Origin of the sequence: Microbacterium hydrocarbonoxydans, from assembly GCF_023715885.1 — a bacterium.
In the GTDB taxonomy this organism is placed as follows: Bacteria; Actinomycetota; Actinomycetes; order Actinomycetales; family Microbacteriaceae; genus Microbacterium; species Microbacterium hydrocarbonoxydans_C.
The window spans coordinates 231650-248959 of sequence record NZ_JAMBOY010000002.1; the positions used below are offsets into that span (position 1 = coordinate 231650).

17 protein-coding genes are annotated in these 17310 nt (G+C 68.6%); 6 read left to right on the forward strand and 11 right to left on the reverse strand.

Annotated elements, in window-relative coordinates:
• Positions 1–27: 27 nt before the first annotated feature.
• Positions 28–1032, forward strand: a complete 1005-nt coding sequence (locus M3195_RS05490) for an isopenicillin N synthase family dioxygenase (protein WP_251585546.1) — start codon at positions 28–30, stop codon at positions 1030–1032.
• A gap of 9 nt (positions 1033–1041) precedes the next feature.
• Here the strand turns inward: M3195_RS05490 and M3195_RS05495 are convergent, their stop codons facing one another.
• The 3 genes from M3195_RS05495 to rpsO form a co-directional block, all read right to left on the reverse strand.
• Entirely contained in the window at positions 1042–1395 is a 354-nt protein-coding gene (locus M3195_RS05495) for a transcriptional regulator (RefSeq protein ID WP_251585547.1), read from the reverse strand.
• A complete protein-coding gene (locus M3195_RS05500) occupies positions 1385–2269 on the reverse strand; it encodes a hypothetical protein (RefSeq protein WP_251585548.1) in 885 nt (294 codons plus the stop codon). Before M3195_RS05500 ends, M3195_RS05495 begins: the two co-directional genes overlap by 11 nt.
• 153 nt (positions 2270–2422) lie before the next feature.
• On the reverse strand, positions 2423–2692 hold the full coding sequence (rpsO, locus tag M3195_RS05505) for a 30S ribosomal protein S15 (RefSeq protein WP_017203073.1): 270 nt from the start codon (positions 2690–2692) through the stop codon (positions 2423–2425).
• Positions 2693–2876: 184 nt separating this feature from the next.
• On the opposite strand from rpsO, the gene M3195_RS05510 reads away from it, so the two are divergent.
• Positions 2877–4169: an MFS transporter gene (locus M3195_RS05510; RefSeq protein WP_251585549.1), complete on the forward strand. Its 1293-nt coding sequence runs from the start codon at positions 2877–2879 to the stop codon at positions 4167–4169.
• A 28-nt stretch (positions 4170–4197) separates the two neighbouring features.
• On the opposite strand, the gene M3195_RS05515 is transcribed toward M3195_RS05510, so the two are convergent.
• From M3195_RS05515 to M3195_RS05525, 3 genes are all read right to left on the reverse strand, one after another.
• On the reverse strand, positions 4198–4749 hold the full coding sequence (locus M3195_RS05515) for a YceI family protein (protein WP_251585550.1): 552 nt from the start codon (positions 4747–4749) through the stop codon (positions 4198–4200).
• A 180-nt stretch (positions 4750–4929) separates the two neighbouring features.
• Positions 4930–5298, reverse strand: coding sequence for an FKBP-type peptidyl-prolyl cis-trans isomerase (locus M3195_RS05520; RefSeq protein WP_096715817.1), 369 nt, complete (start codon positions 5296–5298; stop codon positions 4930–4932).
• 196 nt (positions 5299–5494) lie between these two features.
• Entirely contained in the window at positions 5495–6880 is a 1386-nt protein-coding gene (locus M3195_RS05525; RefSeq protein WP_251585551.1) for a PrsW family intramembrane metalloprotease, read from the reverse strand.
• Between the two features lie 88 nt (positions 6881–6968).
• Between M3195_RS05525 and M3195_RS05530 the strand changes: the two genes are divergently transcribed.
• Positions 6969–7838 (forward strand): fumarylacetoacetate hydrolase family protein, encoded by an 870-nt coding sequence (locus M3195_RS05530; RefSeq protein WP_251585552.1) that lies wholly within the window; start codon positions 6969–6971, stop codon positions 7836–7838.
• A 67-nt stretch (positions 7839–7905) separates the two neighbouring features.
• Here M3195_RS05530 and M3195_RS05535 read toward each other — a convergent pair whose 3' ends face one another.
• Together M3195_RS05535 and M3195_RS05540 are read right to left on the reverse strand one after the other, a co-directional pair.
• Positions 7906–9366: an aspartate ammonia-lyase gene (locus M3195_RS05535; RefSeq protein WP_251585553.1), complete on the reverse strand. Its 1461-nt coding sequence runs from the start codon at positions 9364–9366 to the stop codon at positions 7906–7908.
• Positions 9367–9459: 93 nt separating this feature from the next.
• Positions 9460–10374 (reverse strand): phosphodiesterase, encoded by a 915-nt coding sequence (locus M3195_RS05540; protein ID WP_251585554.1) that lies wholly within the window; start codon positions 10372–10374, stop codon positions 9460–9462.
• Between the two features lie 81 nt (positions 10375–10455).
• Between M3195_RS05540 and M3195_RS05545 the strand changes: the two genes are divergently transcribed.
• Positions 10456–11022: a TetR/AcrR family transcriptional regulator gene (locus tag M3195_RS05545; RefSeq protein WP_251585555.1), complete on the forward strand. Its 567-nt coding sequence runs from the start codon at positions 10456–10458 to the stop codon at positions 11020–11022.
• 30 nt (positions 11023–11052) lie between these two features.
• On the opposite strand, the gene M3195_RS05550 is transcribed toward M3195_RS05545, so the two are convergent.
• Positions 11053–11388, reverse strand: a complete 336-nt coding sequence (locus tag M3195_RS05550; protein ID WP_251585556.1) for a peptidase — start codon at positions 11386–11388, stop codon at positions 11053–11055.
• Positions 11385–12767 (reverse strand): inorganic phosphate transporter, encoded by a 1383-nt coding sequence (locus M3195_RS05555; protein ID WP_251585557.1) that lies wholly within the window; start codon positions 12765–12767, stop codon positions 11385–11387. Before M3195_RS05555 ends, M3195_RS05550 begins: the two co-directional genes overlap by 4 nt.
• A 154-nt stretch (positions 12768–12921) precedes the next feature.
• On the opposite strand from M3195_RS05555, the gene M3195_RS05560 reads away from it, so the two are divergent.
• Both M3195_RS05560 and M3195_RS05565 read left to right on the forward strand, forming a co-directional pair.
• The gene (locus M3195_RS05560) at positions 12922–15015 is read left to right on the forward strand and encodes a S9 family peptidase (protein ID WP_251585558.1); all 2094 of its coding nucleotides are present in this window, start codon (positions 12922–12924) and stop codon (positions 15013–15015) included.
• A gap of 213 nt (positions 15016–15228) precedes the next feature.
• Entirely contained in the window at positions 15229–16143 is a 915-nt protein-coding gene (locus M3195_RS05565; protein ID WP_251585559.1) for an endonuclease domain-containing protein, read from the forward strand.
• A 15-nt stretch (positions 16144–16158) separates the two neighbouring features.
• Here M3195_RS05565 and M3195_RS05570 read toward each other — a convergent pair whose 3' ends face one another.
• Entirely contained in the window at positions 16159–17187 is a 1029-nt protein-coding gene (locus M3195_RS05570; protein ID WP_096714963.1) for an ATP-dependent 6-phosphofructokinase, read from the reverse strand.
• Between the last annotated feature and the right edge of the window lie 123 nt (positions 17188–17310).

Genomic DNA, 17310 nt, shown 5'->3' on the forward strand with positions numbered 1-17310 from the left:
GCCGTCACGGCGATTTACGCTCGGGGCATGGCTGATCTCTCGCTCCCCATCCTCGATCTCTCCCAGCTCGACGCCGGCCCCGAGGCAGCAGCACGGTTCCGCGACGAGCTGCGTGCCGCCACTCACGACGTCGGGTTCTTCTACCTCACGGGAACGGGCATCTCCGCCGAGCTCGAGGCACGTCTGCACCAGGCCGCCCTCGACTTCTTCGCCCTGCCCGAAGACGACAAGCTGGCGATCGAGAACGTCAAGAGCCCGCACTTCCGCGGCTACACGCGCATCGGCGGCGAGCGCACACAGGGGAAGGTCGACTGGCGCGAGCAGATCGACATCGGACCGGAGCGCGAGCCCGTCGAGGGCGGGCCGGCGTTCAACCGCCTGACGGGTCCGAACCTCTGGCCGGCGGCGCAGCCGGAGCTGAAGGAGGTCGTCACGGAGTGGCATGACACCCTGACGGAGATCGCCCGCAAGCTGCTGCGCGCGTGGGCGCTCACCCTCGGCGCCGAGGAGACGTACTTCGACGAGTCGTTCCGCGACCCGTCCACCCTGATCAAGATCGTCCGGTATCCGGGCACGAACGAGCCGGAGCCCCAGCAGGGTGTCGGCGCGCATAAGGACTCGGGCGTGCTCACGCTGCTCTGGGTCGAACCAGGCAAGGGCGGGCTCCAGGTCGAGCGCGACGGCGAGTGGGTGTCGGCGCCGCCCGTGCCCGGCGCCTTCGTCGTCAACATCGGCGAGCTGCTGGAGTACGCGACCGGCGGGTACCTCAAGGCCACCAACCACCGTGTGATCTCGCCGAGGGCTCCCGAGGAGCGCATCTCGATCCCGTTCTTCTTCAACCCGGCCCTGGACCAGCAGCTGCCGCTCCTCGAGCTGCCGGCCGACCTCGCCGCCGAGGCGACCGGCATCACCGAGGACCCGAGCAACCCGATCCACGCGACCTACGGCGAGAACGCGATGAAGTCGCGTCTGCGGGCGCACCCCGACGTGGCGGCGATCCACCACCCCGACCTCGTGCAGGCGCAGGCCTGAGGCCGGCGGTCAATCGGTCGCGACCGGCCGCGTCCCGTCGGCGCGGCGCCCACCGAGCTCGACGATCTCCCTGAGCGCCCGGAGATGGCCGGTGAAGGCCGCCTCACCGAGTGCCGTCGAGCGGATCCAGGTGCGGGGGCGGCTTCCGACCTGACCCTTGCGTGTCTGGACGTACCCGACATCCACCAGGTGAGCGATTGCCTTGCTCAGCGCGGAGTCGTTGGCTTCGATGAGTTCCGCGAGCGTCGTGAAGTCGATCTCCACGCCCTCACCCAGCGAAGCCAGGACCGAGAACCGGGTCGGGGTCGAGAAGTTGTCGTCCAGCCGTATGCGTGGGTGACCGGCGCGGTCATCAGCGTCCACCACGGTGCTCCGCTCGCTCGGGAAGCATCGAGACGATCACGCTGGCGATCGCGACCAGCACGCCGGAGGCGATGCCTGCGCGCGGGTCGATCGGCTCGCCGGCCGACACGTTCCAGGCGACGCCCAGAAGCATCGCGACGCCGACCCCGAAGTCGACGTAGTGAGGGACCCTCCATACCGCTCCGAGAGCGGCCAGACCCCAGTCCTGTCCCATCCCCGCGCAGCCGATGACCACGAGCACCCCGGCGACGATCGCGACCATGCTGGTCACGAGGGGGTCGTCGACGGCCCCCGCGACGACGCCGGTGGCGATGAGGAGGCCGAGCGCGAGCGTGGTCAGCCGCGCGGACCTCGTGAACGGCGGGCGCTCGGGCCGGTGATCACCGGCGACGACGCGGGCGGAACGCAACTGAGCGACACCTAGACCGCCCAGCACCAGGCAGGCTGCCCACAGAGGCACGGCCGCGAGCAGGAAGGGCGGGCGAGGAGCGAACAGCACTTGCACGGCGAACGACGAGAGCACTCCGAACACGCAGATGACGATCACGGCGACGAGGAGTGCACGATGTCGTGGCACACGGCGCTGCACCCCGTCGCGTTCCGTCGCTCCGGATGAGATCTGGGAGACGACCACCATGACGAGGACGAAGGTCGGCGCGGCGATCGGCCGGTCCGTCGGCTGGGGCAGAATGCTCGCCGTGAGGAAGAGCGCGATCACCGCAGCGGTGGCGATCGTCATCCATCCCTGTACCCGCGAGCCTCCGCGTCGATCACGGCGCGCGCGCACCGCATCCGCCTCCTGCAGATACAGGCGGGCGATGTCAGCGGAGGGCGGGTCGAGCGGCGCGAGACCGCGCATCGGCTTCTGCTCCACGACGCTCCCCCGTTCCGAGTCGTCCTACTTTCCTAATGGAAAGTCAGCGAGAGGTCAACGTCGCCCGCCCCCGGGCATGACGAAGGCCGCCCCACACCTGGGGCGGCCTTCTCAAGAATGTTCTGCGCGATTGAACGCTGGGTCCGTGGTGCCTTATCGGCGAAGACCAAGGCGTGCGATCAGCGAGCGGTACCGCTCGATGTCGACGCTCTGGAGGTAGCCGAGCAGACGACGGCGCTGACCCACGAGCAGGAACAGACCACGACGCGAGTGGTGGTCGTGCTTGTGCTCCTTCAGGTGCTCGGTGAGGTCCTTGATGCGCTGCGTCAGCATCGCGGCCTGCACCTCGGGGGATCCGGTGTCACCGGGGTGCGTCGCGTACTCTTCGATGATCGCCTTCTTGACGTCTGCTTCCAGTGCCATAGATTCGATCCCCTCTCTGCTTGTTGCGCGGCGCCCGACGCCTGATGCGCGAGCTCTCTTTATCCGCGGCCGATCGAACGGCAACCTGATGAGTCTACCAGGCGCAGAGCCGCGAGGAGACCATGCGCGGTTCCACCTTGGCATGGACCGGATACGCTCGAACGATGCATGACAGGCACCCCGCGTGAGCGGCGCTCGCGGCCATCTGATCGACCTCAGCCCGCTGAAGGCGAGCCCGGCGTTCGCCCGGATGTGGATAGGATCCTCCCTCTCAGGGATCGGCGGCCAGCTCACCATCGTCACGGTGATGCTGCACGTGTTCGAGCTCACCGAGAGCACCTTCGCGGTGTCGATGATCGCCGTCGCCGGCCTCGCGCCGATGGTGCTCGCCGGCCTGTACGGCGGGATGCTCGCCGACGCCTTCGATCGCCGCAGGGTCGCACTGATCGCGGCCACCGTGACGTTCCTCTCCACGGCTCTCCTGGCGGCCCTCACCTGGGCCGGCGCCGAGACGATCTGGTGGCTGTACGTGCTGAGCATCGTCAACTCGGCCGCGAACTCGGTCGGCATGGCGACGCGCACGGCGATCGTGCCTCGTCTCATCCCCCGTGAGCTGCTGGCCGCCGCATCCGCCCTCAACGGCGTGGCCTTCGGACTGACCGTCATGGCCGGCCCCGCGCTCGCCGGACTGCTCGTCGCTCTCACCGGCTACGGCTGGACGTACACGATCGACGTCGTGCTCATGCTCTCGATGTTCCTCGGCCTGTGGACTCTTCCCGCTCTTCGCCCCGAGGCGGAGATCGTCCGACCGGGACTCGCCTCGCTCGTCGACGGATGGCGGTTCCTCCGCCGAGCCAGCAACATCCGCATGCAGTACGTCGTCGACATCATCGCGATGACCTTCGGGCAGCCGCTCGCGCTTTTCCCCGCCCTCGGGACGGTCATCCTCGGCGGCGGCGCCGTGACCACCGGCATCCTCACCGCGTCCGTCGCGGTCGGCACCTTCGCGTCGAGTCTGTTCTCAGGCAGGGTCGTGCAGTACCGGTGGCACGGCCGTGGCATCGCGAGAGCCGTCGAGGTCTACGGCGCGGCGATCCTCCTGTTCGGCGTCGTGCTGCTGATCGGGGCCCTCACCGGCAGTGCGACCGAGAGCACGCCCGCGATCGCCCTGATCGCCGCCGCCTGCATCGCATTGGCGCTCTCCGGAGCCTCTGACAATGTCAGCTCGATCTACCGGAACACCATGATGCAGGCGGCCGTCCCCGACAGCATGCGGGGCCGCCTTCAGGGCGTCTTCATCGTCGTGGTGGCGGGCGGGCCGAGGGTCGGAGCCCTCTACGCGGGCGTGCTCGCCTCGCTCACCACGCTCTGGTTCCCGCCGCTGCTCGGCGGATTCCTCGTGATCGCACTCGTCGCGATCCTCGCCGGCCGCAACCGGCGATTCCACGCCTACGACGCGGAGAGCCCCGCACCCTGAGGGATGCGGGGCTCTCGAAGAGCTGCGATCAGTCCTGCTGCAGGGCGGCCTGCAGGTCGAGGTTGATCGTGACGTCCTTGCCGACGAGCACGCCACCGGTCTCGAGCGCGGCGTTCCAGGTCAGGCCGAAGTCCTCGCGGTTGATGACAGCCTTGGCCGATGCGCCGGCCTTGTAGTTGCCCCACGGATCGGAGCCGAAGCCACCGAAGTCGACCTCGAAGGTGACGGGCTTGGTGATGCCGCGGATCGTGAGGTCGCCGTCGACGAACAGGTCGCCGTTCTCGGCGCGGGCGCCGGTCGAGACGAAGTCCATGGTCGGGAAGTTCTCGGTGTCGAAGAAGTCGGCCGAGCGGAGGTGCTGGTCACGACCCTCGTCCTTGGTGTCGACGGACGTGACGTCCACGCTCGCCTGCACGGTGGTCTCGAGGGGGTTCTCGGGTGCGACGAGCGTGGCGCTCTTCACGCCGAAGGTGCCGCGCACCTTCGAGATCATCATGTGGCGGACGCTGAACGTGACCTCGCTGTGCGCGGGGTCGAGGATGTAGGTGCCGGGACGGTAGCCGGGGATGTCGATGGTCATGTGGTGCTCCTCTGAAGACGTCAGCCGCATCTGCGACCGTGATCGTGGACCGCTCGCGCGGCATCACGTGTCACAACTTACATGCAATTGCATGTATTCCCCGAACGGCGAAAATTCTCCGGAACGACGAAAGGCGCCGGCCCCGGATGGGGACGACGCCTTTCGCACTCGCGGGTCGGATCAGCCGACGGCGACGAGATCGATGATGAAGATCAGGGTCTTGCCGGACAGGAAGTGCCCGCCGCCCGCAGGGCCGTAGGCGAGATGCGGCGGGATGACGAGCTCGCGTCGGCCGCCGACCTTCATGCCGGGAATGCCGTCCTGCCAGCCCTGGATGAGTCCGCGCAGCGGGAACTGGATGGTCTCACCACGACCCCAGGAGGAGTCGAACTCCTCGCCGGATTCGAACTCCACCCCGGCGTAGTGGACGGTCACGGTGTCGCCGGGCTTGGCCTCGGCTCCGTCGCCCTCGATGAGGTCGCGGATGACGAGCTCGGAGGGGGCGGGTCCGGTGGGAGCGTCGAACTCAGGCTTTGTGCGATCAGTCATGCCTCCATCCAACCCGAGCCCTCGCGCAGGGGTCAACGAGCACGCACCTGCTCACAGCGAACACGTCACGAATCGACTCCGGAGAAGCTCTTGACACCCGCGGATGCCGGGTGCACCCTGTTTGTAGACCAACTCAACGCCCGGGAGACATGCAGGCATCGCCGCAGCACCGGGCGTTGAGTCTGTCCGGGGCGGGTCAGTAGGCCAGCAATGCCGCCCTGGCCGCGCGGGTGCGCACGAGCAGCGCCTGCTCGTCGGCGGGAGCCATCGGGTCGCGACCCGTGATCGCCCGCTGGCGCACGGCGGCCAACATCGTCGCATCCTTGATGAACTCGCGCATGAGCGGTCGACGGTCGCCGCGCAGCTGCGCCGCCCAGCGGAGTCCGGTCTTGCGCCCCGCGGGAGTCGCCAGCATCGTGACCTCCTCCGGCGTGAACCATCCCGCCGCCGCGTAGTCGCTCAGTCGCGCCTTGGTGAGACGCGCCTCCTCTCGGCGCAGCGCGACGATGCCGAGGATGAAGCCGACGAACAGCGGCACCTGCAGCACGAAGTACAGCAGGAAGAAGTTGGCGAACGACGAGCCGTTCCAGAGCCCGTGGAGGAAGATCGCCCCGAGCATCCCGAGCAGGCCGAAGCCGAGGGCAGCGCCGGCCGATGCGTGCCGCCGGGCAGCGAGGCCGATCGCGAGGCCCGTGAGGGAGGTGAACATGGCGTGGGCGAACGGCGACATGATCGCGCGCATGATGAACGTGACCGTCAGCTGACCGCTGCCGCCTTCGATGAGGCTGATGGCGAAGTACTGGATGTTCTCGGTGAACGCGAATCCGGCGCCGACGAGCGCGCCGTAGACGACTCCGTCGACCGGCCCGTCGAAGGACCGACGCGCGATCAGGAAGATCAGGAACACCCCGACGCCCTTCCACAGCTCCTCGACGATCGGCGCCTGGATCACCGCGCTCGCGACCTCGCCGCGCGGCCCGAGCACGACAGAGAGCCCGAGATCGACCAGGAGCGTCAAGCCGACCGCCGCGACGGCTCCCCACGCGACGGCGAAGAAGACGAGCGTCTTGGGTTCGGGCTCCCACCGGTCGATCATCCGCACGACGAAGAACACGACCGCCAGCGGCACCAGGGCGAGCACGAGCCCGACGACGGAGGCGAGCGGACCGAGGAACAGGCCGAAGTACGCGATGAGACCGAGCAGCAGCAGACCGAGGAACCCGAAGAGGATGCCGAGGGCCACCCCGCTGGCGCGCCGACGGCTCGGCAGCGCGGGCAGCCCCTGGGCGGGGGACGGCGCGACCGGAGCGGGCGGCGAGTAGGGCGTCGGCTGGGCGAGCACGGAGGCGTAGGAGGGACGCTGACCGAACGCGGCCGGCGCGTAGTTCGACTGGGCGTACTGCTGAGCGCCGTACTGCTGGGGATATCCCTGGGGAGCGGGAGGCTGCTGCTGCGGATACCCCTGGGGAGCCGGAGGCTGCTGCTGCGGATACCCCTGGGGAGCCGGAGGCTGCTGTTGCGGATACCCCTGCGCGGGCGGCGGCGTGTACGGCGACGGCTGGGAGGGTCCTCCGGAACTCATGCCCACAGCATATTGGTAACAAGCAACCGCGGTCCGGTCTGGCGACTTCCTCCAGCGACCGACGGGCGTCACCGGATACCGTAGAGGCATGCGGTTCGCTCATCTGCGCCGTGCCGACTCCCCTGCCGCGAATCTCGCGGTGGTGGACGGCACCGACGCCATCCTCGTCTCCGACCTCCTCGCCGATGCACCGGCGACCCTGCAGCAGCTGATCGAGGGCGGAACCGCCCTGCTCGACGCGCTCGGATCGGCCCTCGCGGAAGGCGCCGCGCCGCGGCATCCGCTCGGCGACTGGGAGTTCGCCTCCGCCGTCATCGCGCCGCCGGCGGTCCTCGCCGTGGGGCTCAATTACGCCGCTCACTCGAGCGAGCTCGGTCTCAAGACCGATGCGGCGCCGACGGTGTTCACGCTCTGGCCGAACTCCCTGGCCGGTCACGGGCAGACCACCTCCTGGCCGCGCTCTCTCAGCGAAGCCGTCGACTACGAGGCCGAGCTCGGCGTGCTCATCGGCACACCCGCCAAAGACGTCTCCGAGGCCGACGCGCTCTCGCACGTGTGGGGGTACACCGTCGTCAACGACATCACCGCGCGGAACATCCAGTTCTCCGAGGCGCAGTGGTCGCGCTGCAAGTCTTTCGACGGATTCACGCCGACCGGACCGTTCGCCGTCACGGCCGACGAGGTCGCCGACCCCCAGGATCTCCACATCTGGGCGGTCGTCGACGGCGACACGGTGCAGGACGCGAGCACCGGACAGATGGTCCGCTCGGTCGCGAAGCTGATCGCCCACCTCTCGCAGTCGCTCACCCTGCTGCCCGGCACGCTCATCTCGACCGGCAGCCCGGGCGGAGCAGGATACTCGCGCGACCCGCAGATCTTCCTCCGCGACCGCTCCACGGTGACGGTCGGCATCGACGGACTCGGCGAGCTCACGACGCACTGCCGCGTGATCGACTGACTCGCCCGCGACGACGCGGAACGACGACGGCCCCGGCGCGAACGCCGGGGCCGTCGTCTGTGTCGGGTCAGATCTCGACGAGGTCGTCCGGCGTGATCACGGGGATCGCGGCGGTCACCGCTTCCAGCCCCGAGAGGCGCGCGGGCGACAGCTGCTTCGTCACCTCGTCGCGCGACATCAGCCCGGCCTCGACCACGAGGTCGGCGACGTTGCGGTTGGTCAGCAGAGCCGTCTTCGCGAGCGCGGCAGCCGCCGCGTAGCCGATGAAGGGCGTCAGAGCCGTGATGACACCCACCGACGCGCCGACCATCGCGCCCAGGCGGTCGCGGTTGGCGGTGATGCCGTCGACGCAGTTCACCCGCAGGGTCCACATCGCCTGCCGCATCCAGGTGATGGACTGGAAGATCGAGTGCGCGATCACCGGCTCGAACGCGTTCAGCTGCAGCTGTCCGGCCTCCGCCGCCATCGTGACCGTCATGTCGGCGCCGGCGACGGCGAAGGCGACCTGGTTCACGACCTCGGGGATGACGGGGTTGACCTTGCCGGGCATGATGCTGGAACCCGCCTGCATCGCGGGGAGGTTGATCTCACCCAGACCCGCCTGCGGGCCCGACGAGAGCAGACGGAGGTCGTTGCAGATCTTCGACAGCTTCATCGCGTTGCGCTTGAGCGTCGACGAGAACGACATGAACGAGCCCGTGTCGCTCGTGGCCTCGACGAGGTCGCCGGCCGTCACGAGATCGAGCTCGGTGATCTCGCGCAGGTGCTTCAGCACGGCGGGCGCGTAATCGACGTGCGTCGTGATGCCGGTGCCGATCGCCGTGGCGCCCATGTTGATCTCGAACATCAGCGAGGCGTTCTCGGTCAGGCGCGCGTGGTCGTAGCCGAGGGTGCTGGCGAAGCCGTGGAACTCCTGGCCGAGCGTCATCGGCACGGCATCCTGCAGCTGCGTGCGACCGACCTTGAGCACGTCGTGGAACTCCTGCGACTTGTGCAGGAACGACACCCGCAGCAGGTCGAGCTCCTCGAGCAGCGAGCGGAGCGTGAGCGAGAGACCGATCTTCACCGCGGTCGGGTACACGTCGTTGGTCGACTGGCTGCGGTTGGTGTGGTCGATCGGCGAGAGGTACGAGTAGTCGCCCTTCTCGCGACCTGCCATCTCGAGCGCGATGTTGGTGATCACCTCGTTCGCGTTCATGTTCGTGGAGGTGCCCGCCCCGCCCTGGATGACGCCGACCGTGAACTGGTCGTGGAACTCGCCGTCGATGACCCGCTGCGCCGCTCGGTCGATCAGGTCGGCACGCTCGGCGTCGAGCACACCGATCTCCCGGTTCGCCCGCGCGCTCGCCTGCTTCACCATGGCGAGAGCGACGACGAGGTCGGGGTACACCGAGATCGGGCGCTTCGTGATCGGGAAATTCGCGTCGGCGCGGGCCGTGTGGATCCCCCAGTACGCGTCGACGGGGATCTCCATGCTTCCCAGGGAATCGGTCTCGGTGCGGGTCAGAGCGGGCGCGGCAGAAGCCATGTCACATCCTTGTGGGTAGTGGCGAGTGTGGAAGCGGGGGATGCCTCCAAGTCTACGCCCGCGCGCATGCGTCGCCGGGGATACGGCGGCGCGTCAGCGCTTGCGGGAGAACGCCTCGAGGCGTTGCTCAGGCGTCAGTGCCGCCATCTCCTGCAGCCACGCCTCCGAGAAGTAGTCGCCGGTCGCGGCATCCGTGACCGGCACGACCGTATGGGTGATCGTGTCCGGATGGACGTGCACGAGTTGGAACGCCTGCGCGGCATCCATCCCGTTGACGTCCGGTGCCGGCTTCGCGACGTTCATGGTGTAGCAGGTGGCCGATGACACGCTCACCGGCACCCCCGCGAATGTCCCGTGCGACGAGTAGTGCAGGTGACCGGCGAGGATGCCGCGCACATCCGTCCCCCGGATCACCTGGGCGAGTTCCTCCTGGCGGCGCAGCTCCAGGATGTCGAACAGGGGTAGGTGGCTGGGAAGCGGCGGATGGTGCATCGCGAGCAGCGTGCCGTGCGGTGCGGGGTCACGGAGGACGTCCGCCAGCCACTCCAGCTGCGCGTCGTCGAGATCGCCGTGGTGCCAGCCCGGAACGGACGAGTCGAGTGCGACGAGCCGCAGACCGTCAAGGTCCCACACCCCGGTGACGGGCTCCTGCGTCGGCGCGAGATCGAGCAGTCCCTCGCGGAGGGCAGGGCGCTCGTCGTGATTGCCCGCGACCCAGACGACGGCGGTGCCGAGTGCCGCCGCGACGGGTTCGACCGCCGCGCGGAGCCGGCGGTAGGCGTCCGGTTCCCCCAGGTCGGCGAGATCACCCGTGACCACGATCGCGGAGGGATTCGGATGCACGGCCTGGATCGCCTCGAGCGTGCGCGCGAACGTGGCCTCGACGTCGTACCGTCCGCCCAGTCGCCGCCCACCCGCGAGGAAGTGCGGGTCGCTGACGTGGACGATCACGTGGGAGGCGGGGCGGTGCCGGCCGAAGACGTACTCGCTTGCGGAGGGCGCTGACATGGGTCCAGCCTAGGTGCGGCCCGGGACACGAGGACAGCACGCATACCACTTCAGCTGTAGTGATCTCGATAGAGTGCTGTCATGGCGAAGAACGAGACGAGGCGTCGGGCCATCGCCGATGCAGGGCTGCGCATCCTCGCGGCACAGGGCTCGCGCGGCCTCACGCACCGCGCGGTCGACCAGGAGGCGGAGATCCCCGTGGGCACCACGTCGAACTATTTCCGCAGCCGCGAAGCGCTGATCGAGGGACTGGTCGAGCGCATCGGCGAACGCCTCGCTCCCACCGACGACGACCTCGCGCGCCGCGCCGAGGCCACCCCCAGCCCCGCGCTCTTCGCCGACTATCTGCGAGACATCGTCCGCCGGCTGAGCGACGACCGCGAGGTCACCCTCGCCCTGTTCGAGCTGCGCCTCGAGAGCAGCCGTCGCCCTGAGCTGGCTGCCGTGCTCGCGGCGTGGCAACGCGCCGGATTCGACGGGGATGTGGCCTTCAACAGCGCTGCGGGATTGCCGGGCGGTCGGCGCGAGATCGCACTGTTCCACTACGCGATCGACGGCCTGCTGCTCGATCGCCTCACGACCCCCATCGATCCCGACACGTCGACCGACGACATCATCGACGACCTCGTCGCGGGGCTCCTGCGCTGATCGCGACGACCGCGCCTCGGCTCGGTGGAGTCAGTGCCCGACGACGATGATGAGGATGCCGACGACGACCGCCGCCGCGCACAGCGCGAAGCAGGCGTAGGCGCCGACGAGGGAGACCCGCTTCTGCGCGTCCGTGAGGGGGCTCTTCCGCGCAGCCTTGGCAGCCTGCTTCGCCGCGCGCTTGAGCTCCTTCTCGGTGACGACGGTGATCGCGTCGGTGAACTCGGCGGGACTCACCACGGGGGCATGACCGCTGCGCACCAGCAGGCGGAGGCCGAGCGCGTAGAACGTGACGACGGCGCACGCACCCAGAAGCGCGGCAGCGAAGACCTGCAGGAACGCGCTCCAGTCGATGTCGACGCTCATCGCGACTCCTCCCCGGTCGTGTCATCCGCTCGCTCGGCGACCACCGGCGCCTTCTCAGAGGTCTCCCCCGCACTGCGCTTGCTCTTGGCGCCGGCCTTCGCATCGGCCTTCGCCTTGGCATCCGCCTTGGACTTCGCCTTCGCCTTCTCGCGGGCATCTGCGCGGGCCTTGGCCTCGGCCTTCGCCTGGGCGATGCGCTGTTGCCGGCGGGTGGGCGGGGGCGTGTCGGGAAGCTCGACCGCGAGGCCCGACTCCGCCACATCGCTCATCGCGTTCGCAGAGGTCACCGCGTCGCGACGCGAGCGCAGGAAGAGACCGACGATGACGGCGAGTGCGAGCACGGCGTCGATCGCGATGCCCCACGTGCCGAGCCAGTTCACGAGCAGAGCCGCGACGGCACCCACGGCACCCGCCGCGGGAAGCGTGAGCAGCCAGCCGATCGCGATGCGTCCGGCTGTCCGCCAGCGCACGGTGGAGCCGCGGCGACCGAGACCGGAGCCGATCACCGACCCGGAGGCGACCTGGGTGGTCGACAGCGCGAAGCCGAAGGCGCTCGAGGCGAGGATGGTCGCCGCGGTCGAGCTCTCGGCCGAGAATCCCTGCGCCGGCTTGACCTCGGTGAGGCCCTTTCCGAGCGTTCGGATGATGCGCCATCCGCCGAGGTAGGTGCCGAGGGCGATCGTCACGGCGCACGCGATGATGACCCAGAGATACGGGTCGGCCTGCTCGCTGTTCTGCCACCCGACGGCGATGAGGGCCAGGGTGATGACACCCATCGTCTTCTGCGCGTCATTCGTGCCGTGCGCGAGTGCGACCAACGACGAAGTGAAGATCTGACCCCAGCGGAAGCCGTCTCGCCCGTCGGGCTTGCCGTCGTACCGACGCGTGATCGAGTAGGCGATCTTGGTCGCGGCGAACGCGATGATCCCCGCGGTGAGCGGAGCGATGACGGCGGGCAGGATGATCTTCGACAACACCATGCCGAAGTCGATCCCGGCCACCCCGACGCCGACGAGTGTCGCGCCGATGAGTCCGCCGAACAGGGCGTGCGACGAGCTGGAGGGAAGGCCGAGCAGCCAGGTGAGCATGTTCCAGGTGATCGCGCCGATGAGCCCGGCGAAGATCATGGGCAGGAACAGCTCCCCCTGCATGCTGTCTTCTCGGATGATGCCGTGCGACACCGTCTTGGAGACCTCGGTCGACAGGAACGCGCCGACGAGGTTCAGTACCGCGGCCAGCAGCACGGCGGTCTTGGGCTTCAGAGCACCCGTGGCGATGGGCGTCGCCATCGCATTCGCGGTGTCGTGGAACCCGTTGGTGAAGTCGAAGAAGAGTGCCAGCGCGATCACCAGCACGACGATGAGGACTGCGGTTTCCACCGTTCTCTTTCGGTCGTCGGGAAGAGGGAGTGTCGACGGGATCGACGTGATGAACGAAGAGTTCACCGTGGGTTTGACTTCCGTTAACCGGCCCCGGTAGATCCTCCCACCCACTCGGGTGCCGGTCAACTCGACCTGGACTAGCGTGGAGAGGGTGACTGATGCTCCCATCGCCGCCCGCCGTTCCACGCTCCGCACCCATCACGGGGACACGTTCGACGATCCGTACGAGTGGCTGCGCGATAAGGAATCCACCGAGGTGATCGCGCATCTCGAGCGCGAGAACGAGTACACGCAGCAGGAGCTGGCGCACCTCGCCGACCTCCGCGAGACGCTGTTCCAGGAGATCAAGGGACGAGTTCAGGAGACCGACCTCTCCGTGCCCACCCGACGCGGGGACTGGTGGTATTACAGTCGCAGCGAGGAGGGCGCTCAGTACGGCATCCACTGCCGCACCGCCGCCGTCGCGGACGACTGGACTCCCCCCGTGCTCGAGCCCGGCGTCCCCGTACCGGGCGAGGTCGTGCTGCTCGACGGCAACGTCGAGGCCGAAGGTCACGAGTTCTTCTCGCTCGGCGCGTTCGACACCTCGGACGATGCGACGATGCTGCTCTGGTCGACAGACTTCGAAGGCGACGAGCTGTACACGGTGCACGTGCGCGACCTCAGGACGGGCCGGGTGCTGCCCGACGAGATCCCCGATACGGGCAGCGCGTTCTTCACCCCCGACGGCACCGGCATCGTCTACACGACGCGCGACGACGCGTGGCGACCGGACACCCTCTGGCTGCACCGCCTCGGAACCCCGCTCGCAGAGGATGTCCGGCTGTTCCACGAGCCGGACGAGAAGTTCTGGCTGGGGGCAGGCATCACGCGCAGCCGCCGCTATCTCGTCATCGCCGTCGGATCGAGCATCACCAGTGAGGAGCACGTCGTCGATCTGACGGGCGACCTCACCGCGCCGCCCCGCGTGATCTGGCCACGACGGGAGGGGGTGGAGTACTCCCTCGATCACGCCGTCGTCGACGGCGAGGATCGGCTGTACATCCTCCACAACGACGGCGCGCTGGACTTCGAGCTCGTCTCGGTGGATGCCGACGACCCACAGGGCCAGCGGCGGGTCGTCGTGCCGCACGAGCCCGGGCGTCGCCTGCTCGGGATGGGCGCCTTCCGCGACTTCGCCACGATCGAATACCGCAGTGAGGGGCTCGAGCGCGTCGGCCTGCTCGACTACGCCACCGACGCGATCGAGGATGTGACCTTCGACGAGCCACTGTACTCGGCGGGCGTGAGCGGGAACCCGGAGTGGCACTCCCCCTTCCTCCGACTCGGGTACACCTCGTTCGTGACCCCGTCGACCGTCTACGAGCTCGAACTGGCCACGCGCGAGCTGGTGTTGCGCAAGCAGGTCGCAGTGCTGGGCGGGTACGACCCGCAGGACTACGATCAGCGCCGCGCCTGGGCCACGGCATCCGACGGCACCCTGGTGCCGATCTCGCTCGTGTGGAAGCGCTCGTTCGGGGAACCCGGCGATACGCCCCGCCCGTTGCACCTGTACGGATACGGCTCGTACGAGCACTCCATCGATCCCGGTTTCTCGGTCGCGCGACTGTCTGAGCTCGACCGCGGCATGGTGTTCGCGGTCGCCCACGTGCGCGGCGGCGGCGAGATGGGCCGGCAGTGGTACGAAGACGGCAAGCTGCTGCAGAAGCGGAACACCTTCACGGATTTCGTGGCGTGCGCCGAGCAGCTCGTCGCCGACGGCGTCACCGCCCCGTCACTGCTCGTCGCGGAGGGCGGCAGCGCGGGTGGTCTGCTCATGGGCGCGATCACCAACCTCGCGCCGGAACTGTTCGCGGGCGTGCTCGCGGCGGTGCCGTTCGTGGACGCGCTGACGACGATCCTCGACCCGTCGCTCCCCCTCACCGTCATCGAGTGGGACGAGTGGGGCGATCCTCTGCACGACACGGACGTCTACGAGTACATGAAGTCGTACACGCCCTACGAGAACATCGGCGACGGATCGACATACCCCCACATCCTGGCCGTCACATCGCTCAACGACTCCCGCGTGGCGTACGTCGAGCCGGCCAAATGGGTCGCGGCCCTGCGCGCAGCCGGCGCCCGCGATGTGCTGCTCAAGTGCGAGATGGTCGCCGGGCACGGCGGAGTCAGCGGGCGCTACAACTCCTGGAAGGAGCGCGCCTTCGAGCTCGCGTGGATCCTCGACAGGGTCGGTCTCGCCTAGCCCCAGGGACTGCACCGCGCCGCGCGTCCTGCCTGAGATCAGGAGACTCCCCCGAGATCAGGAGCTTCGTGCGCACAAGCTCCTGATCTCGAGCGGACGTCCTGATCTCGGTCGCAGTCCACCCCTTCTGCACGGGCTGCCGTTCGGACGCTCTGCTCACAGGACGTGCGTTTCCGGCATCCACTGGTTTCTCCCGTGCTCCAGGGTGGACGGATGACACTGGCGACCTGGCTCCGTGCACATGGCGGTGCCGCCCACACCTCCGAGCTCTCTGCCGCCGGATTCGGCAAGAAGGCGATCGCCGAGGAGGTGCGATCAGGACGGATGCTGCGCCGGCGCCGCTCCTGGATCGCCTTGCCGGACGCAGATCCCGCCATCCTGGCCGCGATCAGCGCAGGCGGCCGACTGACGTGCGTGAGCGCCGCACGTCACTTGGGGCTCTGGGTGCCGCCGTCCGACGGCGCGGTGCACGTCGCCGTGTCACCGACCGCGGCGCGGTTCGACGCCTCCGGCCTTCGGGTGCACTGGACGCGCGGTCCGGTGCCGACGTCCCCACGCGCGCTCGTCGATCCTCTCGTGACCGTGCTGAGGCATGTGGCGCACTGTCAGGAGAGGGTCGACGCTCTGGCTATCTGGGAGTCCGCGATCAGGAAGGGCCTCGCCGATTCCGCAGAACTCACGCGTGTGCGTTGGCGGAGCACCCCCGCCACGGAGCTGGCGTCGGTCTCATCGAGTCTGTCGGATTCGGGGCTCGAGACGCACTTCGTCCACCTCATGCGCGGCCACGGCGTCCGCGTCCGGCAGCAGGTCTTGATCGACGGTCGTCGCGTCGACGGTCTGATCGGCGACTGCCTCATCGTGCAGCTCGACGGCTTCGCCCACCACAGCTCGGCGATCGATCGACGCCGCGACATCGAGGCGGACGCACGCTTGCGACTGCGCGGCTACACCGTGCTGCGGTTCGACTACGTGCAGATACTGTTCCACCCGGGAGAGGTCGCGGAAGTCGTTCTCATGGCGATGGCCCAGGGCCTGCATCGCGCCGCGCAGCCTGCCCGAGATCAGGAGATTCGCCCCAGATCAGGAGCGACTCGCCGGCATCGTCCTGATCTCGGGAGAAACTCCTGATCTGGGAACGACGGCTCAGCCGAAGAGCGCGGCGGCCTCGTCGTAGCGGCTGCGCGGAACCGTGTTCAGCTCGCCGAGAGCCTCGGCAAAGGGGACGCGCACGATATCGGTGCCCTGCATGGCCACCATCTGCCCCCAGGCGCCGTCGACGATCGCGTCGGCGGCGTGCAGGCCGAGACGGGTCGCGAGCACGCGGTCGAACGCGGACGGCGAGCCGCCGCGCTGGATGTGGCCGAGGATCGTGGCTCGTGTCTCGATGCCGGTGATGCGCTCGATCTCCGGGGCGAGCTGGTCGCCGATCCCGCCGAGGCGAGGGCGGTTGAAGGCGTCGAGGCCCTTGTCGCTGTATGCCTCGTCCATGCCCTGCAGCTTGAAGCCCTCGGAGACGACGACGAGCGGAGCGCGTCCGCGGTCATGGGCGCTGGTGACGAGGGCCGTGATCTCCTCCAGGGTCTGCGGCACCTCGGGGATGAGGATCGCGTGCGCACCCGCCGCCATGCCGGCGTGGAGCGCGATCCATCCGACGTGTCGCCCCATGACCTCGGCGACCATGCACCGCTGGTGCGAGTCGCCGGTCGTGCGGAGGCGGTCCATCGCGTCCGTGGCGATGTTGACGGCGGTGTCGAAGCCGAAGGAGTAGTCGGTGGCTCGCAGGTCGTTGTCGATCGTCTTCGGCACGCCGATGACGTTGATGCCGTCCTTCGCGAGGCGGTCGGCCGCGGCGAGGGTGCCCTCGCCGCCGATCGCGATGATGCCGTCGATCTTGTGCCCGTAGAGCGTCTTGGCGATGTTCTCGGCGCCCCCGCGCTCACCCTCGTAGGGGTTCGTGCGGCTCGTGCCGAGGATCGTCCCGCCGACCTTCGACAGCCCCTTCACCTCGTGGCGGGTGAGCGGGAAGAAGTCGCCGTCGACCACGCCGCGCCAGCCGTCGCGGATGCCGACGAACTCGAGGTCGTAGGTGGTGGTGCCCTTGAGCACGATGCCGCGGATGACCGCGTTGAGTCCGGGGCAGTCGCCGCCGCTCGTCAGGATGCCGATCTTCATGCTTGCCTCAGACGGGTTCGGGAAAAGGGGAAAAGGCGACGCTGCCTGCGATCGACACTAGCGGCACGGGGTGACCGCGCGCCATTCCGACCGCCGAAAACCGGCGATCTTGCCGCCGAATCG

What these genes read in the sequence shown, in the direction of transcription:
- M3195_RS05545 (WP_251585555.1), top strand. Translation starts at nt 10,456, where the DNA reads ATGGCGAAGAACGAGACGAGGCGTCGGGCCATCGCCGATGCAGGGCTG.
- M3195_RS05490 (WP_251585546.1), top strand. Translation starts at nt 28, where the DNA reads ATGGCTGATCTCTCGCTCCCCATCCTCGATCTCTCCCAGCTCGACGCC.
- M3195_RS05570 (WP_096714963.1), bottom strand. Translation starts at nt 17,187, where the DNA reads ATGAAGATCGGCATCCTGACGAGCGGCGGCGACTGCCCCGGACTCAAC.
- M3195_RS05550 (WP_251585556.1), bottom strand. Translation starts at nt 11,388, where the DNA reads ATGAGCGTCGACATCGACTGGAGCGCGTTCCTGCAGGTCTTCGCTGCC.
- M3195_RS05565 (WP_251585559.1), top strand. Translation starts at nt 15,229, where the DNA reads ATGACACTGGCGACCTGGCTCCGTGCACATGGCGGTGCCGCCCACACC.
- M3195_RS05530 (WP_251585552.1), top strand. Translation starts at nt 6,969, where the DNA reads ATGCGGTTCGCTCATCTGCGCCGTGCCGACTCCCCTGCCGCGAATCTC.
- M3195_RS05525 (WP_251585551.1), bottom strand. Translation starts at nt 6,880, where the DNA reads ATGAGTTCCGGAGGACCCTCCCAGCCGTCGCCGTACACGCCGCCGCCC.
- M3195_RS05515 (WP_251585550.1), bottom strand. Translation starts at nt 4,749, where the DNA reads ATGACCATCGACATCCCCGGCTACCGTCCCGGCACCTACATCCTCGAC.
- M3195_RS05520 (WP_096715817.1), bottom strand. Translation starts at nt 5,298, where the DNA reads ATGACTGATCGCACAAAGCCTGAGTTCGACGCTCCCACCGGACCCGCC.
- M3195_RS05540 (WP_251585554.1), bottom strand. Translation starts at nt 10,374, where the DNA reads ATGTCAGCGCCCTCCGCAAGCGAGTACGTCTTCGGCCGGCACCGCCCC.
- rpsO (WP_017203073.1), bottom strand. Translation starts at nt 2,692, where the DNA reads ATGGCACTGGAAGCAGACGTCAAGAAGGCGATCATCGAAGAGTACGCG.
- M3195_RS05535 (WP_251585553.1), bottom strand. Translation starts at nt 9,366, where the DNA reads ATGGCTTCTGCCGCGCCCGCTCTGACCCGCACCGAGACCGATTCCCTG.